The sequence below is a fragment of the Mesobacillus persicus genome, from assembly GCF_900109925.1.
Lineage (GTDB): Bacteria > Bacillota > Bacilli > Bacillales > Cytobacillaceae > Mesobacillus_B > Mesobacillus_B persicus.
Genome location: NZ_FOBW01000015.1, coordinates 54,061 through 75,542 on the forward strand (window position 1 = coordinate 54,061; position 21,482 = coordinate 75,542).

Sequence of the window (21,482 nt, forward strand, 5' to 3'; positions counted from 1 at the left end):
TAACAATTAGATTGCAATCAAACAGAATATTCAATCATCTTGCTATTAAAAAAGACCTACTCCATTTTGGAATAGGCCTGATTTGACTGAGTATACCCACTTTTGTAGTTAGCTCTATTAAACTGTCACTGGTTTTATTTGTACTGCACAAGCTTTAAATTCGGCTGTACCTGAAATCGGGTCAAATTCGTTAATGGTTAACACATTTGTAGGAACCTCTGACCAATGAAAGCTCATAAACACAAGACCAGGAACCACTTGTTCGGTAATCTTTGCCTTTACCTGTAATTCTCCTCGTCTAGAACTTACTTCAACAAGATCTCCATCGATAATTCCTAGTTTCGCCGCATCTTCCGGGTGGATATCCACCGTCTCTTCTTTTTGTCTAATTTTTACACCGTCTGCATAATGACGCGTCTGCGAATGAGTGTTATAGGATTCTAATCTGCGCCCAGTAGTTAAAGTGAATGGATACTCGCTGTCCGGACGCTCAATTGGCTCGGTATAATCAACAGGAACAAACGTGGAAACTTTCTGCCCTTCTACTAGATCATGGAATCCGACATGAAGGATCCTCGTTCCTGGATGTTGCTCGTCAGGACAAGGATAGTGAACACTATACTCAGACTCAAGACGTTCATATGAAATGCCCCCATACAATTCCCAGGCTAATTCGCGAACTTCATTCCAAATATCTTCGCTCGTCTCATAATGCATTGGGTAACCTAACCGTGTCGACAATTCACAAAGGATTTCCCAATCCTCTTTTGTATCAGGAGCAGCTTCCACTGCTTTTCTAACACGTTGGATTCTTCGATCTGTATTCGTATAAGTCCCATCCACTTCTCCCCATGATTTCGCCGGCAGAACAACGTCCGCATATTCAGCGGTTTCTGTTAGGAAGATGTCTTGAACTATTAATAAGTCAAGCTTCTGCAGCAGCTCTCTCGTGTGATTCATATGAACATCCGCGAGGAGAGGATTCTCACCAATAATATACAGCGCCTTAAGGTCTCCATTTTCAATACGTTCAAATGTTCTTGTCTGCGTATCACCTATACTAGCGTTAACCTCCATTCCCCAAGCAGTTTCAAACCGACTTCGATAGGCATCATCGGTAATACTCACGGCACCAGTCAGCTGATTAGGTAGACACCCCATATCGCCAGCTCCTTGGACATTATTTTGTCCACGTAGCGGCATAATTCCTGTCCCTTCTCGACCGATTTGTCCTGTCAAAAGGGCAAGGTTGGCAATATCAAAGACATTGTTCACTCCACAATGATGTTCTGTAATTCCTAGTGTATAAGCAATCATCGATTTTTCAGCCTTTGCATATTCTCGGGCTGTGTCGATAATATCCTCAACACTTAGTCCGGTAATTTCAGCAGAATATTCCGGTGTATATCGTTCCACTTGCTTCTTTAGTTTTTCAAATTCTGTTGTGTGCTGGAGAATGAACTGATTATTGTATAGACCTTCTTTAATAATCACATGCATCATCGCATTCATTAAAGCAATATCTGAGCCTACTTCAATCTGAAGATGGCGGTGAGCTGACTTCACGATATCAATTTTTCTCGGATCCACTACAATGACTTTAAGCCCCGATTTTGCAGCTTTTTTTATTTTATTTCCAATAATCGGATGAGCCTCTGTTGTGTTTGACCCCATTAAAAGTAAAACATTTGCTTCATCTATTTCATCCAGTGTGTTTGTAGGGAACCCACTACCAAATACAGTCGCCAGACCGGCGACGCTCGAAGCGTGTCACGTTCGGTTACAACCATCTATATTATTGCTACCAATTGCTGTTCTCATGAATTTCTGAGTCACATAATTTGATTCATTGGTTGTCCTTGCACACGCAAACATTGAGATTGCTTCGGGACCGAATTCATTTTTTATCGATGATAACCCTTTTGCAATAAACTCATAAGCTTCATCCCATGTCGCTTGAACAAGCTTTCCGGCCTTGCGAATAAGCGGTGTCTTCAGTCTACTTGGTGCGTGTACGTATTTATAAGCAAATCCACCTTTTACACATGTTTGCCCTTTATTAACAGGAGCTGTCTTATCCCCCCTGATTTTCACTATTTGATTATCTTCAATATCTAAAACCAAGCCACAGCCGGTTCCACAATAACCGCAAACGGTCTTCACCTGGGTCACTTCACCCATGTTTTCTCCTCCCTTATAACCAACTTCTGTAAACCTATATTTACATAATATTATTTTAGGGCAAAACAAGTTCACGATGTTGTCATATATTAAAAAATATATGTCTGTTTTTTAACAATTAGCCTAAAAGTATGGATGAATCTGAAATGAAGTATTCTTACAAAAAAAGACAGGAACCCGAGGGGGACCTGTCTTAAGCCGTTTTCGCTGGCAATAATATTTTAAAGGTTGTGCCTTTATTTTGTTCACTTTCAATATAAACTTTCCCGTTATGGCTCTCAATGATCTTGAACGAAACCATAAGACCGAGACCGTTTCCGTTTTTCTTTGTGGTGTAGAATGGTTCTCCAATCTTTTTAAGTGTTTCAGGAGGAATACCAACTCCAGTATCTTGAATCGAAATCTCAATATTGCTATTGATGACTTCAGCTTTGACATTTAAATCACCGCCGGATGGCATTGCCTCAATCCCATTTTTAATGAAATTCAAAAACACTTGTTTAAGGCGGTTTTCATCGCATTCAATTTGAACAATATCTGCATTCAAATCCAAATGAAGTTTTACATTGCGCTTTCTCGCCTCAAATTCCAGCAAAGAAATAATATTTTTAAGGATCGGAATTATATTCTTTTCTTCTAATTCAACAACTTTTGGCTTTGCAAGTAACATAAACTCTTCGACGATATTATTAACCCTGTCAATCTCATCAAGAATAATATCAATAAACTCCCGGCGCTCAGGATCTTCTTCATCTAGTTGTAGAAACTCCGCATATCCTTTCATTGAAGTCAATGGATTGCGTATCTCATGTGCGACCCCAGCAGCCAATTGTCCCACAGCTGCAAGCTTATCTTGACGATGAATTAGCTCTTCAGACTTTTTCCGTTCAGTGATATCATTCCTAATTGCTAAGTATTGATAAGGTTTTCCTGATTCATTTAAAAACGGGACAATTGTCGTATCTACCCAATAGAAGGATCCATCTTTCGCCTTATTTCGAATTTCGCCTTTCCATACCTGTCCATTTCCAATCGTTCTCCATAAGTTTTTGAAAAACTCCTTAGAATGAAAACCAGAGTTTAAGACGCGATGGTCTTGGCCAATTAACTCCTCACGTGAGTATTGTGAGATTTCCACAAATTTATCATTTACACTTCTAATGATTCCTTTTTCATCCGTAAAGGCGACTATGGCCGACTGATCAATTGCAAATTTATAATCACTAACTTCCTTCAGTGTATCCTTTAAATTTGCTTCAGCCATTTTACGACTAGTAATATCCGAACGTATGGAAACATACTGATATGGCCTTCCCTTTCGATTGAGGAACGGAACAATCGTCGTATCTACCCAATAATAGGATCCATCTTTTGCTTTGTTTCGAATCTCACCTTTCCACTTTTTCCCTTTACCAATGGTAGCCCACATTTCTTTAAAAAATTCTTTAGAGTGGTACCCGGAATTTAGAATTGAATGGTTCTCGCCAATTAGTTCGGCTTCGGTGTATTTTGAAATCTCAACAAATTTATCGTTTACATAAGTAATGTTCCCTTTTGGGTCCGTAATCGCAACAATGGTTGAAACATTTAAAGCATCTGTAATATCCTTCAAATCCGTGTCACTCACGGCCAATCTTTTGCTCATCAATGCACTCGAAGTAATCAACCCACCTAGGATGATCACAGATACAAACAAGATAATATAGCCGATAAGCGATTCAGGGATCGTGATTCTATGGACCATTTCATCGTTAATCGAGTAAAGAGTCGTTGCTCGAGTGAGCAATAAATGCCCTTCAACAATAGCGCCCGTGGTTACAAGAGCCGTAAGTGGTTTTAGCCAGACATGACTTGACTGCGAAAAACTCTTTGCATAGAAAAGAATCCAAAATGAAAACAGAAAAGAACTAAAGACAAGTACTAATCCAACAATTAAGATGAACGGTTGATAACGAAAGCCTACATTCATCGAAAACATTCCAATAATATGGACGGCCACGATGGCTATGGTCATAAACAAACTACTCAAAAGTAAACTTCGAGTTCTTATTTCATCAACTGACAAGGATAAAAAAGCCATGGCAGTAAAGATAATCCCTAAAAGGATAGCAAGAATATTGATGGGTACTTGATAAGATGCATCACCAGTAACATTCATAGATAAAATACCGAAAAAATTTAAAACCCATATTCCAATACCAAGTGAAAAAGATGCACCTAAAAATAATAACCGTTTATTTTTAACAGAGGTCTTAATCAAAGTAAAAAGATCTAAGGCTGTATATGAAGCCATCATTGTTAGAAGTATAGCTACAACTAATAGGACAGGGTTAAATGATAATTCTAGTGTTCCCATTTTCAGCATCATTCCCCATTTAATTTGTATTTAGTTTGATTGTATGACAAACCAGGAAGGATGGAAAGTGAAATATATCAATTTTGTAAGAAAATCGCCACTTTAACACCTTGACAAAAAGAAGACATTCCCCTTTACCCTTCCACAGAAGCCCTTTAATTATATATTTTAGAATTTTTCAAAAAAGCCTACACAAATTTGTTTATTTTGTTTATACTGTACTATAACAGCATAACAGATAATAAATTGTATTATAAAAGATAAGGAGTGGTACAAAAATGATGAACCCAGTTGAATTTTTTAGATCCTTACCAAAGAAGGTTTGTCCAGAATGCGGTCAACACGTTGAGGAACAGGCTGAATCTTATTTAATGGAATGCGAAAGATGCCTTGCAAAAAAGATAGAATAGCAAAAACCCGATAGCATAGTGGCTATAGGGTTTATTAATCAAAGAAAGAAGCTCCGATAAATCGGAGCTTCTTTCTTTAACACCTTAGGAGACCCAACCATGGCACCAGCTAAACTTCCTAAGCGCCTTGGGATGATACCCTTCCGGATAATCACCTGGGCGGTTCAGCCGATGTATGCTGTTCCGCAGAAGAATGTCCATTCTTTTTCGATTCATTCCTGATCAAAAAGTATGAATTCTTCTTTTTTTACATGCGGTATAATCACCGCGAGACTCATTTTCCTTACCTGATTGTAGCCAATCGGTTTAGAGGGTGTTGGATTCAAATAGCTTTGGAGTCCGAATTAAATCGTTTCCGATTTTCGAAGGCACCTACTCAAAAGGTTCACCATACTTCATTCTAGTATTAAAAGGCTTCCTTCATGCTTCTACAACCCTTTCCTTCTAGCTAAACTTACTTTTTAGTTAGAAGTATTACTGCTTTTTAATCCCAAATACTATTTCTAAATTTCCCTTATGATGAAACCCCTTTTAAAAAGTTCATCACGATTTCCATTTAGTAACAGGATTCTTTTGGTTAAGAGCTAGCATTCTGACTATGGTACCTTGATAGGCAGGACTTTCACTCTTTTCCTTTTGGATTTTAGAGCATTGAAACGGTGCTTTAGTCACTGGAATTTTCTAATACTTGAAGAAAAGTACTTGCCTTAGATTAAAATCTTTAGCTAGGTGAACTTCCATAGCTTTTGATCACCACACTTGCAATCGCTTACAATACAGCAATAGAACAATGTTTCTTCGTTCACCATTACGGAACGAACAATGATGGTTGAGCCTCCTAAAGTGTTAAGTTATTTTGTTTTTCTTTACACTTTTATTATAACCCTTTTTATCCGTTATAAATGCCAGAATTGTTACAAAATAGTGAAATCTACCATCTTCATTTTGGGAAAACTTGAAAGGATATGGTTTCGAATATGCACCACTACAACGGTAAAGATTAACCATAGAAGGAGTTGTTTAATATGAAGAATAACGAAAAGCGAAAAGATCCTAAAGAGAAGGAAATGGCTCCTCCTAGTTCTTATGGGGGTATGTCCCCAAACGCCAGTAAAATTCCTGGGGATTCCATCGATGAGCACCGTGAGATTGAAACAGCAAACATCATGCTCACAGGTGATGAAATTAGGCAACAAAATGAAAATCTCTAATACCAAATAAAAGATAAGGAGGGAAACAATGGATACACTTGAACCAAATCAAATCAAATCAGGGGACGAGGTTTATGTCATTTACCGAAATCCCCATGTCCCAACAGTCGCGAACATTAAAGCAGCAGAAATTGTTCCACATCCAAGAGATGAAAACTCCCTAGCGTTATTCCTAAATGAAACGTTTCATGTCATCGAAGACGACGATGCACTATTTGCGAGCGAAGAGGCAGCGAAAAAGGCTTACGAAGACGTGTACGGATTAGAATAATTTAATATAAATAATTTTTCCTCCTTTTGAATATGTTAAAATATTCTAATAAAGGAGGGATTTTTTTGGACAAGATTTTACATGCGATTCAAGACGATTATGCCGATGATTACTCTTGGTGCTTTGGTTGTGGCCGTTTAAATGAAAGCGGTTACCAGTTTAGAACTGGATGGGATGGTAAAAGGACGTTAACCATTTTTGAACCTAATCGTGTACATATGGCAATCCCTGGTTTTGTATACGGCGGTGTTGTTGCCTCGCTAATTGATTGCCATGGAACAGGCTCCGCCTCTATTTACTTGCATCGAAAAAACGGTCATGAAATCGGTGATGGAATCGAGCCGCCAAGGTTTGTAACAGCGTCACTTCATGTAGATTTTAGAAAGCCCACTCCGCAGGAAGTAGTATTAAAAGCTTATGGAGAAGGGGTAGAAATCCATCCTAAAAAGTGGAAAATAGAAACTGAAGTGTACGCAAACGAAACGCTTGTGGCTACAGGAGAAGTCATCGCAGTTGTTGCCCCTAGTACTTTTCTAAACAAGTAAGGCGCCGATGTTAGAATAGTTATCAAGTATGTATAGATGTTTATATTTCCCATTTCCACCTCCTCTCAGACTGCAATCCATCATACAAACCAATACTTAAACAGAACAAAAGGGCTGTCACCATTGCGAAGTGACAGCTCCTCTTTCCTTCTATAGGTCGGATCTCATGCCAGGTTCTTCTTTACCACCCGTCTGGTTTCCAGTGGTCGCAGTGTATCCTACCCGATAAACAAAATCTTTCTTTTGTTTAAGGGCATTCGGCATCTTATACTGTGACTCATTGCTTTGAAATTCACCTTGTTTTGACATGGAATTCCCCTTCCTAACAATCGGTTTTATCAATATGAAGTGGCGGAGGGATGAGCCATCCTTTATCCTTCAGAAGCCTTAATGCCTTACCCGCTAACTGAGCTTTTTTCGCATGGAAATTCGCATACATCATCGCAATGTCTTCTCTAATGCATTGCCCCATAACGGTACTACAGCTGACAAGCCCAGCAGCCAAGTCCCCACTCACCTTAATGGCAATTTCCTGATCTAAAAACCTTGCACCAGCCGGAATATTTTCCAAACACGCTTCCGGACGTTCTGGGGGTGTTGGTGGTTGCCCTACACCATGATCTTTCAAAAGGGTTTCTATTTCTTCAATTTCTGGCTTACAAGTATCTTCGAGGACATCTTGAATCAATTTTTTTAAATCCTCATCCCCTGTATGGTTAATCAGTGTTTCGTACGATGCCACACAAGCCTTTGCTGCACTTAAATGCACCCATGTTGCATAGACCTCACCATAATGCATTGGCTCTTCTTTTGGATTTCCACTTAAAATGCCCATTAACATCCCCCTTAGTTTGAACATCAATACGCCCCTTCTCTGACGGTGGCAATAATATTATGCTATCGCTGGGAAGCTTTCATGTAAGGGAATGAGTGACAAATTTCTAAACAAGAAAAAACACCTTCAAATATGAAGGTGTAAAAGAATCATTCGTACCCTTTTCGGGGAATTTCTATTTCTTTCCCATCATCCGTATTATCAATCGTTGCCAAGATTTCTCCTTCAGAATAAACATCACTTACTTGTTCATGTGTCATCGCAAGCCCTGATGAAAGTTCATCTTGACGATCATAATCCTTTGTATGGTACTGGCGCCCCGCCAGTTTTAAGGATTCTTTGTTTTCTTTGTTATTAGCCATTCATCTGTTCCTCCTTTCTGCACCTACTGTTACTTTCTTCTTTTGCAGAAAAACCATACAGGGAAAATTATGATAACAGATGGTTTATTTTACTAAGGGCTGTACTCGTCAGGATATAGCATTCATTACTATTGGCTGTTTTTTCTCAAGCCTTATCAGCCACCCAGTTAGAATTACGCCAATAAAAGACATTGCACCAAAAAATAAGTACACAGCAAAGATTGAAAATTCTTCAAAAATCATGCCGCTTATAAATGTACAAAACCAGTTTCCGAACCCATTTCCAATTGCTGAATACAAAGTTACCGCTGTTGCTGTCATTGTAATCGGAGAAACCTCACGAACATACTGAATGCCAGCTGGAATAAATAAGCCCAGTGAGAAGCCTTGGATAATCGTTGTTGCATAAATTAAACCAATTCCTGGTTCTAAAAAATAAAACAACCATCTTACTAAAGAAGCCACTCCAGCTATTAGTGCCACTTGCAGCAGGCCAAGCTTATGAATCCAAGCTCCGGCTACCCTCATAAAAGGAATTTCTGATAAAACCGCAAGCAGAAACGCAATCCCTATGCCTGTATAAGTTCCCCCGCTATATTCAATAAACAAACTAAAATAAAAGTTATTCGCCAAATTCGGTCCAAATATTAAAAAGGTAATCAGTAAAAACACGACAAATCTCCGTATCGCCAATAAATCTTTCACTCCCGAAAAGAGGTTAACCTTTGTCTCTAATGGTTTCTCTCTTGGAAGCGATAGTGACAAGAACGCCGCAATCGTTAACACAATAAAAAAGGCATAAAAAATCACATCCGGAGAAAACTCTGAAAGCCATCCCATGACGAAGACGGCTAATCCAAACCCTAATGAACCGAAAAGTCTTATATTTCCATAATTCACTTTCACTCTGTTCGCATACTGAATTGAAATACTATCAGAGAGTGGAATAATCGCACTTTGAAAGACCCCTAAAATAATCGCAACAAACAAAAACCAATAATAGCCACCAAAAGCCAAGTACCCTAGACCTGCTATTCCTGCAATTAATGTGGTGATCATCAGTAACTTGTGATGAGCATTTTTTAAATCAGCCAATATGCCCCATATCGGCTGAAAAAAGATCATCATTATTGGACCAATGGAGAGTAAAGTCCCCACCTGGTATCCATTTAGATTTTGGACTTCACTAAAATAGACACTTAGCAGTGGAGAAATGCTCCCAACGCCGAAAAAAGTTAACAGATAAAACCATTTTAAATTAGTTAAACTCTTATTTTTCATGATATTTCCCCCAAAAAATCCCAACATAACGTCTTATTCTACCATTATTTTCTGGTTATGGAAAAACCATTTTAACCAAATTATATTAGTGAACTCGTTCAGTTCTAAGGTAAAGGGCGGTGTTATTAATGAAAGAAGTGATTTTATCATTATTTGCCGGACTTTTTGTAGGAATTCTCTTTAAGTTGATTAAACTTCCCATTCCTGCCCCACCTGTACTAGCTGGGGTAATCGGAATCGTTGGTGTTTATTTGGGAGGAATCGTCGGCGACTGGATACAATCCTATTTCCGTGGTTAAAAGATGGAAGCTTAAACAGATATTCTGTATAAGCTTCCATCTTTTATTTTTTTGTTGATAAAAATGAACGAAATGTGACGCTTCCATCTTGTTTTGCACAAATCAAAGAATGTTCATATTTTCTCTATTGACCTAGTGTAAACATTTCTTTTTAATGTACATAGATAACTTTGGCGCGCGAATTTTTCAAGGGGAAAAAGGAACTCGAAAAGGTGGGAGAAAATGGTCAACAAACAATATAAAAGTGCTCTTTCTTACGAGTTAGGGGAATTGTTAAAAAATACGAATAGAAAAGTAAAATTAAAAAAGGGCTTATTTTTATTCCAAGAAGGCCAACCAGCTAAAGAAATGTATATCCTTCTATCTGGAAAGGTACAAATTTCGAAGATGAATGCAGAAGGGAAAGAATTGACGCTCCGCTTATGTACCCACAATGATATAGTTGGCGAGCTTACCCTATTTACGGTCGATCCTCAGTATTTATTTAATGCAAAAATTGTAGAATCTGGAGAAGCAGCCGCAATTAACATTGAGGACCTTGAGCGAATCCTTTTCAGTAATAGCCAACTTGCCTATGAATATATGAAATGGATGAACGATCACATTCGTAAAACCATCACAAAGTTCCGTGATCTTGTCCTTAATGGAAAAAAAGGGGCACTTTATTCAACACTTATTCGTCTTTGTAACAGTTACGGCGTTCTCCGTGGAGATGGAATCTATATCGATGTATCCTTAACCAATCAGGATTTGGCTAACTATTGCGGTACAGCAAGGGAAAGTGTGAGTCGAATGCTAGGCGAGCTCCGTGATGAAGGAATTATTTCGGTAGAAAGAAAGAAGATTGTTGTTCATAACCTCAATTATTTAAAAGCAGAGATTGACTGTGAAAATTGCCCGATTGAGTATTGCAATATTGAATAAATACGGAGGTTATTTATTGATCAATAATAGAAACGGAGCTGGTCGCTTATGAAAAAAATCTATATCATCTGCAGTTTAATTGTCTTTATTGGCATCGCTTCCGGGATTTCATTTTTTGTGCTTAGGGATGCGAATGCGCAAATACCAGAGGACATTACCCTTGTTACTCACGAACAAGAAGACTATCGTTTCGGTGATGCAGATAAGAAATTAAAGCTTGTTGAATTTATTTATACTCATTGTCCTGATATTTGCCCAACCACCACTCAAAAAATGAAACTACTAAAACAAGACCTCGAAGCTGAGGGGGTTTACGGAGATAAAGTTCAGTTTATTACTGTGACAATCGACCCTTATCGTGATACACCCGAAGTCATGCACAAGTATATGGATGCTTTTGAAATCGAGGATGATGACCAGTGGTTAATGTTAACGGGAGATCCGAATAAGTTAAAGGAAGAGCAACAAGAAATTAGAGAACTCGCTGATACCTTCCAATTTCAGTACCGCGACCCAGGAAATGGCTTTTTTGTCCATACTACCTTCACGTATTTAATTGATGAAAATAACAAATATATTAAAAAATTTCCAATGGGCATTGAATTTAATAAAGATGAAGTATTTGATAAAATCATGAAAGAAATCTAACCATATTTTCCTGCTTAGGGCTGTGGATTCCTGCCCTGAAGTCCAATAAAGCAATATACATAAAAAAGGCGTGGGATGAAATGTCATCTCACGCTTTTTTTATTAAGTATAGAATGCAACAGAATCCCCAAACATCTTAAAGGGGAAGTTCAATTAATGTGAATTGACAGTCGGATGTTTCTCAGCCTGTTGAAGAGAGAAAAATTCAGACTTTGGTTTCGTAAAGCTGACTTTTATCCCTGACTCTCTCAGACGGTTCACAAAATCGACCAGCTGCTTTTTCGCCATCGCAAAAACCCCTTTAACTACCTGTTTGAATTCATTTTACATCATAAATTTGAAAAATGTGTGAAGATGAGCAAAAAAATTGAAAAAATTATCTGCTTCCATCATAATTTTTACTTCCTTATAAAATCCTTCATTTTAACAGACCCTCTTTTTCAAAAAATCTGTTTCACCCCCAGAACATGTATTCCCCCTTAAATTCAATAAAAAAACCTCTTTTATCATCAAGATTCTTCCAAACCATTCACGTTGTATCCGACAATATGGTATAATGCTTTGGATAATTATAAATGGAGGCTTTAAATGATTACAGTTAATAATGTGGGTTTACGATATGGTGATCGTAAACTTTTTGAAGATGTTAATATTAAGTTCACTCCTGGAAATTGCTACGGACTAATTGGTGCCAATGGAGCTGGGAAATCAACGTTTCTTAAAATCCTCTCTGGAGAGATTGAACCACAAGCTGGAAATGTTCATCTTACTCCTGGCGAGCGCCTTGCTGTTTTAAAACAGAACCACTTTGAATATGAAGAGGTAGAAGCGATTAAAGTGGTCATTATGGGTCACGCAAGATTGTATGAAATCATGCAGGAAAAAGACGCTATCTACATGAAAGCTGATTTTACCGATGAAGATGGTATGAGGGCTGCTGAGCTTGAAGGGGAATTTGCAGAGTTAAATGGATGGGAAGCTGACTCTGAAGCAGCCATCCTTTTAAAAGGTTTAGGGATTGGCGAAGACCTTCATGATAAGAAAATGGCTGACCTAGATGGTGCGGAGAAAGTGAAAGTTCTTCTAGCACAAGCATTATTTGGAAAACCTGATGTCTTGTTATTAGACGAACCAACAAACCACCTGGATATCCAAGCCATTCAATGGCTTGAGGAATTCCTAATTAATTTTGAGAACACGGTTATTGTCGTTTCCCATGACCGTTACTTCTTAAACAAAGTTTGTACTCATATCGCGGACCTAGATTTCAGTAAAATTCAAATCTATGTTGGTAACTATGATTTCTGGTATGAATCTAGTCAATTGGCATCTAGATTGACACAAGATGCGAATCGGAAGAAAGAAGAAAAAATCAAAGAACTCCAAGCGTTCATTGCCAGATTTAGTGCAAATGCATCTAAGTCAAAGCAAGCAACATCTAGAAAAAAACTACTAGATAAAATCTCACTTGATGATATTAGACCGTCTTCTCGCCGTTATCCATACGTTCAGTTTGCGATTGAGCGCGAAATCGGCAATGATTTACTTCGTGTAGATGGTTTAACGAAAACCATTGATGGGGTTAAGGTACTCGATAATCTTTCATTCATCATGAATAAAGAGGATAAAATCGCTTTAGTCGGTAGCAATGAGCTGGCGAAAACGACTTTATTTAAAATTCTTATGGGTGAAATGGAGCCGGACAGCGGTAGCTTTAAATGGGGGATTACAACCTCTCAAGCCTACTTCCCGAAGGATAACTCTCAATACTTCGAAGGGTCTGATCTAAGCTTAGTTGACTGGTTAAGACAGTTCTCTCCAAAAGATGATAGCGAAAGTTTCCTTCGCGGATTCCTTGGTAGAATGTTATTTTCAGGTGACGAAGTATTGAAAAAAGCAAGTGTACTTTCCGGTGGAGAAAAGGTACGCTGCATGCTTTCAAAAATGATGTTATCAGGTTCTAATGTTTTATTACTTGATGAACCAACCAACCACCTTGATTTGGAGTCAATTACGGCATTGAACAACGGGCTAATCAATTATAAAGGTTCCCTGTTATTCTCTTCCCATGACCATCAGTTCGTTCAAACGATTGCCAATCGAATCTTTGAACTAACTCCATCCGGATTGGTTGATAAACAAATGACTTATGATGAATACCTTGAAAATCAGGAGATTCAACAGCAAGTTGCAAAAATGTATTAATGGGAAAGAGCTCGGATTTTTTGTTCCGAGCTCTTTTTTATTACCTAGTCTTGTTTCTGCTTATTTCTAGATGATGGAGCCTTTACTTTTCCGGTTTCATGATTGGTCGTTCCCTGTCCTTCTACCTGTGAAGAGTTCAGTCCAATAGTTGCTGGGTTCGCTTTACGTTTAGACATCATTTACACACCTCCCTACTTACTTTTCACTTTCTAACAATGTATTTATACAAGTGAGTAACGAATAATTGTTTCCATTCAAGGAGACCTTAGAATCGGAGGAGGTGTTACATATGACGAAAGTTGGCGTAGAGCAATCCCTTAGCAATGTCTCAGCAGCACTTCGCGAAAAAGGATATGACGTTGTAGACCTTAAGCAAGAGAACGATGCCCAAGGCTGTGATTGTTGTGTTATTAGTGGACTAGACTCAAATATTATGGGCATGCAAGATACTATAACTCAAGGATCTGTTATCGAAGCAAATGGCCTCTCAGCAGATGAAGTTTGCCAGGAAGTTGAACAAAGGTTTGGCAGACAACAATAATTCTTTAAAAACTGCCCACTGGGGGCAGTTTTTTTATTTGGACTTCGTTATAATAGGAAAAGTATCAATATTAAACGTTCAAGGATGAATATATTAAATGAACAAATTACTTTCTATATTTAGCTTCTTCCTGTTCCTTGCTCTATCTGGCTGTTCACCACAGACACAAAACAATGAACAAATTGAAATAACAATCTCTGCAGCAGCTAGCCTGACGGAGGTTCTTTCAGAGCTTGAGGTGCTGTATGAAGAAGAAAAAAATCATGACATTAACCTACTATTTAATTTCGGTGGCTCAGGTTCATTACAACAACAGATTCTCCAAGGGGCACCCGTTGACCTATATTTTTCAGCTGCGGAAGATAAATATAACCAACTCTTAGAGCGCGGCTTAATTGATGCGGACTATAGTAGTGATTTTATTTCAAATGAACTAGTATTGATTACTCCTACTGGAACTTCAAATGAAATGAGGGATTTTTCAGACCTTGTCTCAGATGAAATATCACGAATTGCTATCGGGACTCCAGAAACAGTCCCGGCCGGTCAATATACGAAGCAAGCTATGGAAAACATGGGGATTTGGGACAAGCTATCAGGAAAAATCATTCCCACAAAGGATGTTAGACAGGTCCTCTCTTATGTAGAAACCAATAACGTCGATGCGGGCATTGTTTATAAAACAGATGCTCTTGTATCAAAGAAGGTCAAAATGGTTACAACAATTGACACCAGCCTCCACAATCCAATTGTCTATCCTGTGGGTGTCCTCAGTACCAGTACACAAAAAGACGAGGCGATTAACTTTTTTAATTACCTTCAAACCGAGAGTGCTATTGAGATATTTAAAAAATTCGGCTTTGAATTAGTAAGGTAGGCTTATCATGAATATTCAATTTTGGTCTCCCGTCCTCTTGTCACTGCAAACAGCGGCTGTCGCATTGATAATTGTCGTTATTTTAGGCGTCCTTCTGGCAAAGTGGATGATCGCGAAAAATTTCAAAGGAAAAATTATCTTAGAAACTTTATTATTACTTCCTTTGGTGCTCCCCCCTACCGTTGTAGGCTTTTTACTTATCATTATTTTTGGGAGAAATAGCTGGATTGGCTCTTCTCTTGAACAGCTCCTAGGGCAACCGATTATGTTCACCTGGCCGGCTGCCGTAATCGCGGCTTCCGTAGTTGCCTTTCCAATGATGTATCAATCGGCAAAGACCGGGTTCCTTTCAGTAGATAAAGGAGCCGAAGAAGCCAGTCGTATCGATGGTGCTAGTGAATGGCAAGTGTTTCTCTTTATCACCTTGCCATTATCGATAAAGGCACTTACCGCTGGGGTGATTTTGAGCTTTGCACGTGCACTAGGTGAATTCGGGGCTACGTTGATGTTTGCTGGGAACCTCCCTGGTAAGACACAGACCATGCCGACAGCTATCTATGTCGCATTTGAATCTGGGAACATGGAGTTAGCTTGGCTATGGGTGAGTGTAATTATGGTTATTTCCTTTTTCATGCTCCTTGCAACTAGATTTCTACACTCTTGATAGGGCGTCCATAAAGAGTGATTCAGTTCCGTGTATTTTTCAAAATTCCAGTGGTACCAATAGGTGCCGAACAAAAAACTCGTCCATTTTTGGCGAGTTTTTTCTATGATGACAATACCTCGTCCACCTCGTTATTCATTCCAAACTTCGGTCCACAAAATAGTAGACAAGTTTTACCTATGGGTGCGCATATGATAGACCAAGGACAAGTTAGAGGAGGTGAGTCGATGCGTTTTTATATAATCAAAAGGCAATATTTATATTTGGCAATCATCTTGGTAATTATGGCAGCAAGTGCCTCCTTATGGTTTCTGCGCTCTCCGGATGCGAAGACCGTTGCGACCCCGGAGGTTGTGGAAAATATGCGGGAAGTTCATCTAGTTACAGGTGAATTTAAAACGGTTACAGAAGCGGGAAAGGAAATTGAATCCTATCGCTGGGATCCAGGAGTCGTTTTTCTTGAAAAGGATGAAAAAGTAGCTCTTAAAATTTACGGCATCAATGGGATGGAGCACCCTTTTGAAATTGAAGGGACCGACATTAAAGGCACAGTAAAAAAAGGGGAAGAAACAGTTGTTCCACTTCAATTTAAAAAAGAAGGAGTCTATCGGTTAATTTGTTTAACTCATCAAGATAAAAACAACAACGGACCTATGATTGCTTATATTGTGGTGGATTAACCAATTGCTAATCCTTCACACCACCTAACATCATACTTACTACACAAAAACAGGAGCTCTTTCCTGTTTTTTGTGTTTTTAATCACTTCTTTTCACAAAAGGTTCATAACCAGCTTAAAACCGTGCAAACATTGTTTGTTATAATTTAGTTATATCAACAGGCATAAGAAAGATTAGCCTTATACTTCTATATAACAGAATTAGAACTCCAGTAAACAATTATAGTACAGATTGTATTTATTACTCATTATCAAAAATAAAAACCCTTTAATTTTCTACGTTGTTCATAATTTCACAGAATCGTCACAGCAAATCTGTTTCATCCGTAGTATGATAAAAGTGTAGCAACTGTTATATATTTAAAAAACGTTATTTCGAGGTGAAGTGAAATGGTAAAAACATTAGTTCGAGAAGAAAAAATGGAACAATGGAAAGGTTTTACAAGCGGAACATGGCAGAAGGAAATCAATGTTCGTGACTTTATACTCAAAAACTTTACACAATATAACGGGAATGAAGAATTCCTAGCTAGCGCAACGGATGCAACAAACGCTCTATGGAAGCAAGTGATGGAATTAACGAAAAAAGAACGCGACAATGGTGGTGTCTATGATATGGATACCGAAATTGTCTCAACGATTACATCACACGGACCTGGGTACCTTGATCAAAATAAAGAAACCATTGTCGGCGTACAAACAGATGAGCCATTTAAGCGCTCCATGCAGCCTTATGGTGGAATTAGAATGGCAAAAGCTGCCCTTGAGTCCTATGGCTATGAGTTAAACGAGGAAGTTGAAAAGATTTTTACTGATTTCCGTAAAACGCATAACCAAGGTGTATTTGATGCCTATACAAAAGAAATGATCCTTGCCCGTAAAGCTGGAATCATCACAGGCCTTCCAGATGCTTACGGCCGTGGCCGCATCATCGGCGACTACCGTCGGGTTGCCCTTTACGGTGTTGACTTCCTTATGGAGCAAAAGAAAAAGGACCATGAATCCACTAGCAGTGTGATGACGGAAGACACAATCAGACTTCGTGAAGAAATCTCTGAACAATACCGTGCGTTAAACGAATTAAAGAAACTTGCTGAAAGCTACGGCTTTGATATTTCAAAACCAGCGACAAACGCAAAAGAAGCATTCCAATGGGTATATTTCGCTTACCTAGCTGCGATTAAAGAACAAAATGGTGCAGCAATGAGCCTTGGCCGTGTATCTACCTTCTTAGATATTTATGTTGAGCGCGACATTGCAAACGGTACTATGACAGAGGAAGAAGCTCAAGAGCTTGTCGACCATTTCGTCATGAAGCTTCGTCTTGTTAAATTTGCAAGAACACCTGATTACAACGAACTATTCAGTGGTGACCCAACTTGGGTAACAGAATCGATCGGTGGTATGGCACTTGACGGACGCGCACTCGTGACAAAGAGCTCTTTCCGTTTCTTGCATACTCTTGATAATCTTGGACCAGCTCCAGAGCCAAACTTAACGGTCCTTTGGTCTACTCAGCTTCCTGAGAACTTCAAGAAGTATTGTGCGAAAATGTCAATCAAAACAAGCTCAATCCAATATGAAAACGATGATATCATGCGTCCAGAATACGGCGATGATTACGGTATTGCTTGCTGTGTATCCGCTATGGAAATCGGTAAACAAATGCAATTCTTTGGCGCCCGTGCCAACCTTGCAAAAGCTCTACTTTATGCAATCAATGGCGGCGTAGACGAAAAACTAAAAATTCAGGTCGGACCTAAATTCCAACCAATTACTGCTGATGTATTAGATTATGATGAAGTAATGGAAAGCTTCAATAATATGATGGAGTGGCTTGCAGGTCTCTACATCAATAGCTTAAACGTCATTCATTATATGCACGACAAGTACAGCTATGAGCGCATTGAAATGGCGCTTCATGATACCGAAGTTTTACGTACAATGGCTACTGGTATCGCAGGACTAAGTGTTGTTGCGGACTCTCTAAGTGCCATCAAACATGCGAAAGTAAAAGTGATCCGTGACGAGAACGGTCTTGCTGTTGACTTTGAAACGGAAGGCGATTTCCCTAAATACGGTAACAACGATGATCGCGTTGACAGCATCGCTGTTGAGCTTGTTAAAAACTTCATGAAGAAGTTACGCAAGCATCCAACATACCGTGGGTCCATGCACACGATGTCTATCCTTACGATTACTTCTAACGTGGTCTATGGTAAGAAAACAGGAAATACTCCTGACGGACGTCGTGCAGGCGAACCATTCGCACCAGGTGCCAACCCAATGCATGGTCGTGATACTAAAGGAACCCTTGCTTCCCTATCTTCTGTAGCGAAGCTGCCATACGAATATGCACTAGATGGAATCTCTAATACCTTCTCAATCGTACCAAAAGCACTTGGGAAAGAAGAAGAAGCTCAAACTAGAAATCTTGTAGCTATCCTTGACGGTTATGCTGCCAAAACTGGACACCACTTAAACGTCAACGTCTTTAATAGAGAAACTCTGTTAGACGCGATGGAGCATCCAGAAGAATATCCACAATTGACCATCCGTGTTTCTGGATATGCAGTTAACTTCATCAAGCTGACTCGTGAACAACAGCTTGACGTCATCAACCGTACATTCCATGATACGATGTAACAGATCAAAATAATTCACTTAGGAGTCCCTCCCCCACCGATAAGGGGGGCCTCCTAATTTTTTGAAAGGGGTTTTTCATCATGATCGGAAACATTCATTCTATCGAAACATTAGGCACAGTGGACGGGCCAGGTATCAGATATATCATTTTTACACAGGGGTGCTTACTTCGCTGTCAATTCTGCCACAATGCCGATACGTGGGAAATCGGAACCGGTAAACAGATGACTGTTTCCGAAATCATCGATGATTTAAAAACCTATCTTCCTTTCATCGAAGCATCAGGCGGCGGAATTACCGTCAGTGGCGGTGAGCCTCTTCTACAAATTCCGTTCCTGATTGCCCTCTTTAAGGAATGTAGAAAGCTTGGAATTCATACGACCATCGACTCCTCTGGAGGTTGTTATTCAACAAACGCTCACTTTCAAGAGCAATTCGAGGAATTATTGGAGTACACCGATTTAATTCTGATGGACTTGAAACATATAGACAAAGAAAAACATAAAAAATTGACAGGATTGACGAACGAACATATTCTAGCGTTTGCCCGTCACCTCTCCGATAAAAATGTACCTGTATGGGTCCGTCATGTGCTAGTACCAGGAACAACCGATGCCCCAGCGGATCTCGAACAGCTCGGAAAATTCATTGGTACTCTCAAGAACGTTAAAAAGGTAGAAGTCCTTCCCTACCACAAGCTTGGGGTTTACAAGTGGGAAGCTCTCGGACTTGAATATCCATTGAAAGATGTAGAGCCACCTTCCGAAGCTTCAGTGGAGCAAGCATACGAGCTACTAACTGCTGAAGTCGAATATATTTAATTTCTGACAGTAGGGGTCACAACTTAGTTGTGGCCTCTACTGTTTTTATGTAGGCTTACTTTCTCACCCTTTGGCAGCTCCTACACTCAAACTCAAAATGTAACCCTATTAAAAAATAAGTTGACATATTTTTCAGTTAACAGTAAAATTCTAATATGTTAACCTATTAAATTTTAAGTTTACTTAATACTGACAAAGGGGGAGAAACAAAAATGACTTCAGACAGACTCAAACTAAGAATGATGATTGTCACAGCTTTGTTTGCAGCAATTATTGGTATTCTTGCACAGCTAACCATACCGTTGCCACTAGTTCCGATTACAGGGCAAACATTAGCCATCGGCCTAGCTGCCACGATTCTTGGAGCTAAGTTCGGAACGCTATCGGTTCTTCTTTACATATTAATCGGCGCTGCGGGCATCCCTGTGTTTGCCGAAATGTCTGCCGGACTATCTGTTCTAGTTGGACCTACTGGTGGGTTTCTAGTCGGATTTATCCCTACCGCCTTCTTTATTGGCTGGATGCTTGAAAAAACAAGCTTTACTTTTAAAAACGCAATGATCGCCAATACCATCGGAATGCTTATTACCTTAAGCTTTGGCACATCCTGGCTAAAGGTTGCCGCGGAGTTATCGTGGAGTGCAGCATTTATGAGCGGGTTTGCACCTTTCATCATCGTTGGGTTGATTAAAGCAGCATTGGCTTCATGGGTTGGCGTAACGGTTAGGCAGCGACTCGCAAAAGCGAACCTTCTCTATTCCGTTCAAGAGCCAAGAAATCTTTCAAAAACCGTATGACTAGCTAGCCATGGAATTCTTCCATGGCTTTTTTGATGAAACTTTTTCTCCGGTGATGATTGTGACGATATCCCTAAATGCTCCAGCAGCTCTCCCTCTATATTGGACAGTAGGTGGAGTGTTCTTAATTTTCCAGAACCTCCTATCAAGAAAGCTCTATAAATTAAAGCCGAAAGATTTAAAGACACAAACAGAGTAAATAAGAAAAGGGTTCCGAATCGTTCGGAACCCTTTTCTTATTGATATTCCCCTATTACTTAGCTTCAATAAAATAATCTTTATAATAGCCTCCAACTTTTCCGGAGTTATCGATAATAAAATAAAACTCTTCTGTTTCATTCTTCACTTCATATTCTTTTTCTGGAGTTAAAACACGGTTCACAATGTATTTATTTGCATCTGTGTGCACACATTTCACCTTTTTTAATGTTTGACGATCTTGCCAGTTTAAATGAATCATTCTAGACACTCCTTTATACTCGTTAACATATAGTATAAAGAAGATTGCAGCACCTACGCAACTGTATTTTCCTTAGTGCCAGTTCTACTTGCCCCACTTATTTCACGAATACCGACAATCCCTGCCTGCTCAAAGGTAAACATCTCACCAGTTAGGATATTTTTAAGAGTTAGATAACAAACATCACAAATCTCATCCATTCTTATAAACCGTAAAAAGGAAAAGTGAGTGCCTCGATAAACCACTTCATAAACTCCATCCTCAGTAAAAAGGTTCATATTCGATCCCTCTTCTCCAAATTTTCCTTCGTTAGTTGTATGGTTCTTTACCACAATCCTTGCTTGTTTTAAACCTGTACAAGCCTAAAAGAATGAAAATCGGTCCCAAATTACTATTTTTTTTTTAAAAAGCTGTATTATTCCGTTATATTTGGTCTTTGAATCGCACAACAGATACTAGGAGAATATTT

General features: G+C 39.1%; 26 protein-coding genes. 16 read left to right on the forward strand and 10 right to left on the reverse strand.

Annotated features, from left to right (window positions below):
- Positions 1-117: 117 nt before the first annotated feature.
- Positions 118-2,181, reverse strand: a complete 2,064-nt coding sequence (fdhF, locus tag BMX30_RS18255) for a formate dehydrogenase subunit alpha (protein ID WP_244532652.1) — start codon at positions 2,179-2,181, stop codon at positions 118-120.
- A 193-nt stretch (positions 2,182-2,374) separates the two neighbouring features.
- Entirely contained in the window at positions 2,375-4,549 is a 2,175-nt protein-coding gene (locus BMX30_RS18265; protein ID WP_244532653.1) for a PAS domain S-box protein, read from the reverse strand.
- A 266-nt stretch (positions 4,550-4,815) separates the two neighbouring features.
- Here BMX30_RS18265 and yhfH point away from each other — a divergent pair, with 266 nt between their 5' ends.
- The 5 genes from yhfH to BMX30_RS18285 all read left to right on the forward strand — a co-directional run bounded on the left by yhfH (position 4,816) and on the right by BMX30_RS18285 (position 6,974).
- Positions 4,816-4,947: a protein YhfH gene (gene yhfH, locus BMX30_RS18270; RefSeq protein WP_090749008.1), complete on the forward strand. Its 132-nt coding sequence runs from the start codon at positions 4,816-4,818 to the stop codon at positions 4,945-4,947.
- A 99-nt stretch (positions 4,948-5,046) separates the two neighbouring features.
- Positions 5,047-5,169 carry a hypothetical protein gene (locus tag BMX30_RS24130; RefSeq protein ID WP_280139987.1) on the forward strand — a complete coding sequence of 41 codons (123 nt, stop codon included), beginning with the start codon at positions 5,047-5,049 and terminating at the stop codon, positions 5,167-5,169.
- Positions 5,170-5,972: 803 nt separating this feature from the next.
- The gene (locus BMX30_RS18275) at positions 5,973-6,158 is read left to right on the forward strand and encodes a hypothetical protein (RefSeq protein ID WP_090749010.1); all 186 of its coding nucleotides are present in this window, start codon (positions 5,973-5,975) and stop codon (positions 6,156-6,158) included.
- 28 nt (positions 6,159-6,186) lie between these two features.
- Positions 6,187-6,429, forward strand: a complete 243-nt coding sequence (locus BMX30_RS18280; protein WP_090749011.1) for a transcriptional regulator SplA domain-containing protein — start codon at positions 6,187-6,189, stop codon at positions 6,427-6,429.
- 65 nt (positions 6,430-6,494) lie between these two features.
- A complete protein-coding gene (locus tag BMX30_RS18285; RefSeq protein ID WP_090749013.1) occupies positions 6,495-6,974 on the forward strand; it encodes a PaaI family thioesterase in 480 nt (159 codons plus the stop codon).
- Between the two features lie 150 nt (positions 6,975-7,124).
- On the opposite strand, the gene BMX30_RS23640 is transcribed toward BMX30_RS18285, so the two are convergent.
- The 4 genes from BMX30_RS23640 to BMX30_RS18300 all read right to left on the reverse strand — a co-directional run bounded on the left by BMX30_RS23640 (position 7,125) and on the right by BMX30_RS18300 (position 9,452).
- The gene (locus BMX30_RS23640) at positions 7,125-7,283 is read right to left on the reverse strand and encodes a hypothetical protein (protein WP_170843932.1); all 159 of its coding nucleotides are present in this window, start codon (positions 7,281-7,283) and stop codon (positions 7,125-7,127) included.
- A gap of 13 nt (positions 7,284-7,296) precedes the next feature.
- Positions 7,297-7,809 (reverse strand): DUF3231 family protein, encoded by a 513-nt coding sequence (locus BMX30_RS18290; protein ID WP_090749015.1) that lies wholly within the window; start codon positions 7,807-7,809, stop codon positions 7,297-7,299.
- A 149-nt stretch (positions 7,810-7,958) separates the two neighbouring features.
- Positions 7,959-8,171: a YozQ family protein gene (locus BMX30_RS18295; protein ID WP_090749017.1), complete on the reverse strand. Its 213-nt coding sequence runs from the start codon at positions 8,169-8,171 to the stop codon at positions 7,959-7,961.
- Between the two features lie 108 nt (positions 8,172-8,279).
- Positions 8,280-9,452, reverse strand: coding sequence for an MFS transporter (locus BMX30_RS18300; RefSeq protein ID WP_090749019.1), 1,173 nt, complete (start codon positions 9,450-9,452; stop codon positions 8,280-8,282).
- 128 nt (positions 9,453-9,580) lie between these two features.
- Between BMX30_RS18300 and BMX30_RS18305 the strand changes: the two genes are divergently transcribed.
- From BMX30_RS18305 to BMX30_RS18315, 3 genes are all read left to right on the forward strand, one after another.
- On the forward strand, positions 9,581-9,751 hold the full coding sequence (locus BMX30_RS18305) for a XapX domain-containing protein (protein WP_090749021.1): 171 nt from the start codon (positions 9,581-9,583) through the stop codon (positions 9,749-9,751).
- A gap of 222 nt (positions 9,752-9,973) precedes the next feature.
- The gene (locus BMX30_RS18310; RefSeq protein ID WP_090749023.1) at positions 9,974-10,675 is read left to right on the forward strand and encodes a Crp/Fnr family transcriptional regulator; all 702 of its coding nucleotides are present in this window, start codon (positions 9,974-9,976) and stop codon (positions 10,673-10,675) included.
- Between the two features lie 48 nt (positions 10,676-10,723).
- Complete coding sequence (locus BMX30_RS18315) at positions 10,724-11,323, forward strand: SCO family protein (RefSeq protein ID WP_090749025.1); 600 nt, start codon at positions 10,724-10,726, stop codon at positions 11,321-11,323.
- Positions 11,324-11,476: 153 nt separating this feature from the next.
- Here BMX30_RS18315 and BMX30_RS24135 read toward each other — a convergent pair whose 3' ends face one another.
- The gene (locus BMX30_RS24135) at positions 11,477-11,611 is read right to left on the reverse strand and encodes a hypothetical protein (RefSeq protein ID WP_280139988.1); all 135 of its coding nucleotides are present in this window, start codon (positions 11,609-11,611) and stop codon (positions 11,477-11,479) included.
- 300 nt (positions 11,612-11,911) lie between these two features.
- On the opposite strand from BMX30_RS24135, the gene BMX30_RS18320 reads away from it, so the two are divergent.
- Entirely contained in the window at positions 11,912-13,528 is a 1,617-nt protein-coding gene (locus BMX30_RS18320; RefSeq protein ID WP_090749027.1) for an ABC-F family ATP-binding cassette domain-containing protein, read from the forward strand.
- 44 nt (positions 13,529-13,572) lie between these two features.
- Here the strand turns inward: BMX30_RS18320 and BMX30_RS18325 are convergent, their stop codons facing one another.
- A complete protein-coding gene (locus tag BMX30_RS18325) occupies positions 13,573-13,707 on the reverse strand; it encodes a YuzL family protein (protein WP_211482086.1) in 135 nt (44 codons plus the stop codon).
- A 110-nt stretch (positions 13,708-13,817) separates the two neighbouring features.
- Here BMX30_RS18325 and BMX30_RS18330 point away from each other — a divergent pair, with 110 nt between their 5' ends.
- From BMX30_RS18330 to BMX30_RS18360, 7 genes are all read left to right on the forward strand, one after another.
- The gene (locus BMX30_RS18330; protein WP_090749029.1) at positions 13,818-14,069 is read left to right on the forward strand and encodes a YkuS family protein; all 252 of its coding nucleotides are present in this window, start codon (positions 13,818-13,820) and stop codon (positions 14,067-14,069) included.
- A gap of 97 nt (positions 14,070-14,166) precedes the next feature.
- Positions 14,167-14,946 carry a molybdate ABC transporter substrate-binding protein gene (gene modA / locus BMX30_RS18335; RefSeq protein ID WP_090749031.1) on the forward strand — a complete coding sequence of 260 codons (780 nt, stop codon included), beginning with the start codon at positions 14,167-14,169 and terminating at the stop codon, positions 14,944-14,946.
- A 7-nt stretch (positions 14,947-14,953) separates the two neighbouring features.
- A complete protein-coding gene (gene modB / locus BMX30_RS18340; protein WP_090749033.1) occupies positions 14,954-15,610 on the forward strand; it encodes a molybdate ABC transporter permease subunit in 657 nt (218 codons plus the stop codon).
- 227 nt (positions 15,611-15,837) lie between these two features.
- The gene (locus BMX30_RS18345; RefSeq protein WP_090749035.1) at positions 15,838-16,290 is read left to right on the forward strand and encodes a cupredoxin domain-containing protein; all 453 of its coding nucleotides are present in this window, start codon (positions 15,838-15,840) and stop codon (positions 16,288-16,290) included.
- A gap of 419 nt (positions 16,291-16,709) precedes the next feature.
- Positions 16,710-18,935, forward strand: a complete 2,226-nt coding sequence (gene pflB / locus BMX30_RS18350; protein WP_090749135.1) for a formate C-acetyltransferase — start codon at positions 16,710-16,712, stop codon at positions 18,933-18,935.
- 80 nt (positions 18,936-19,015) lie between these two features.
- Positions 19,016-19,756, forward strand: coding sequence for a pyruvate formate-lyase-activating protein (pflA, locus tag BMX30_RS18355; RefSeq protein WP_090749036.1), 741 nt, complete (start codon positions 19,016-19,018; stop codon positions 19,754-19,756).
- A 212-nt stretch (positions 19,757-19,968) separates the two neighbouring features.
- Positions 19,969-20,553: a biotin transporter BioY gene (locus BMX30_RS18360; protein WP_090749037.1), complete on the forward strand. Its 585-nt coding sequence runs from the start codon at positions 19,969-19,971 to the stop codon at positions 20,551-20,553.
- Between the two features lie 253 nt (positions 20,554-20,806).
- Here BMX30_RS18360 and BMX30_RS18370 read toward each other — a convergent pair whose 3' ends face one another.
- Together BMX30_RS18370 and BMX30_RS18375 are read right to left on the reverse strand one after the other, a co-directional pair.
- Complete coding sequence (locus BMX30_RS18370) at positions 20,807-21,013, reverse strand: DUF6501 family protein (protein WP_090749039.1); 207 nt, start codon at positions 21,011-21,013, stop codon at positions 20,807-20,809.
- A 53-nt stretch (positions 21,014-21,066) separates the two neighbouring features.
- The gene (locus tag BMX30_RS18375; protein WP_090749041.1) at positions 21,067-21,291 is read right to left on the reverse strand and encodes a hypothetical protein; all 225 of its coding nucleotides are present in this window, start codon (positions 21,289-21,291) and stop codon (positions 21,067-21,069) included.
- Positions 21,292-21,482: the final 191 nt, after the last annotated feature.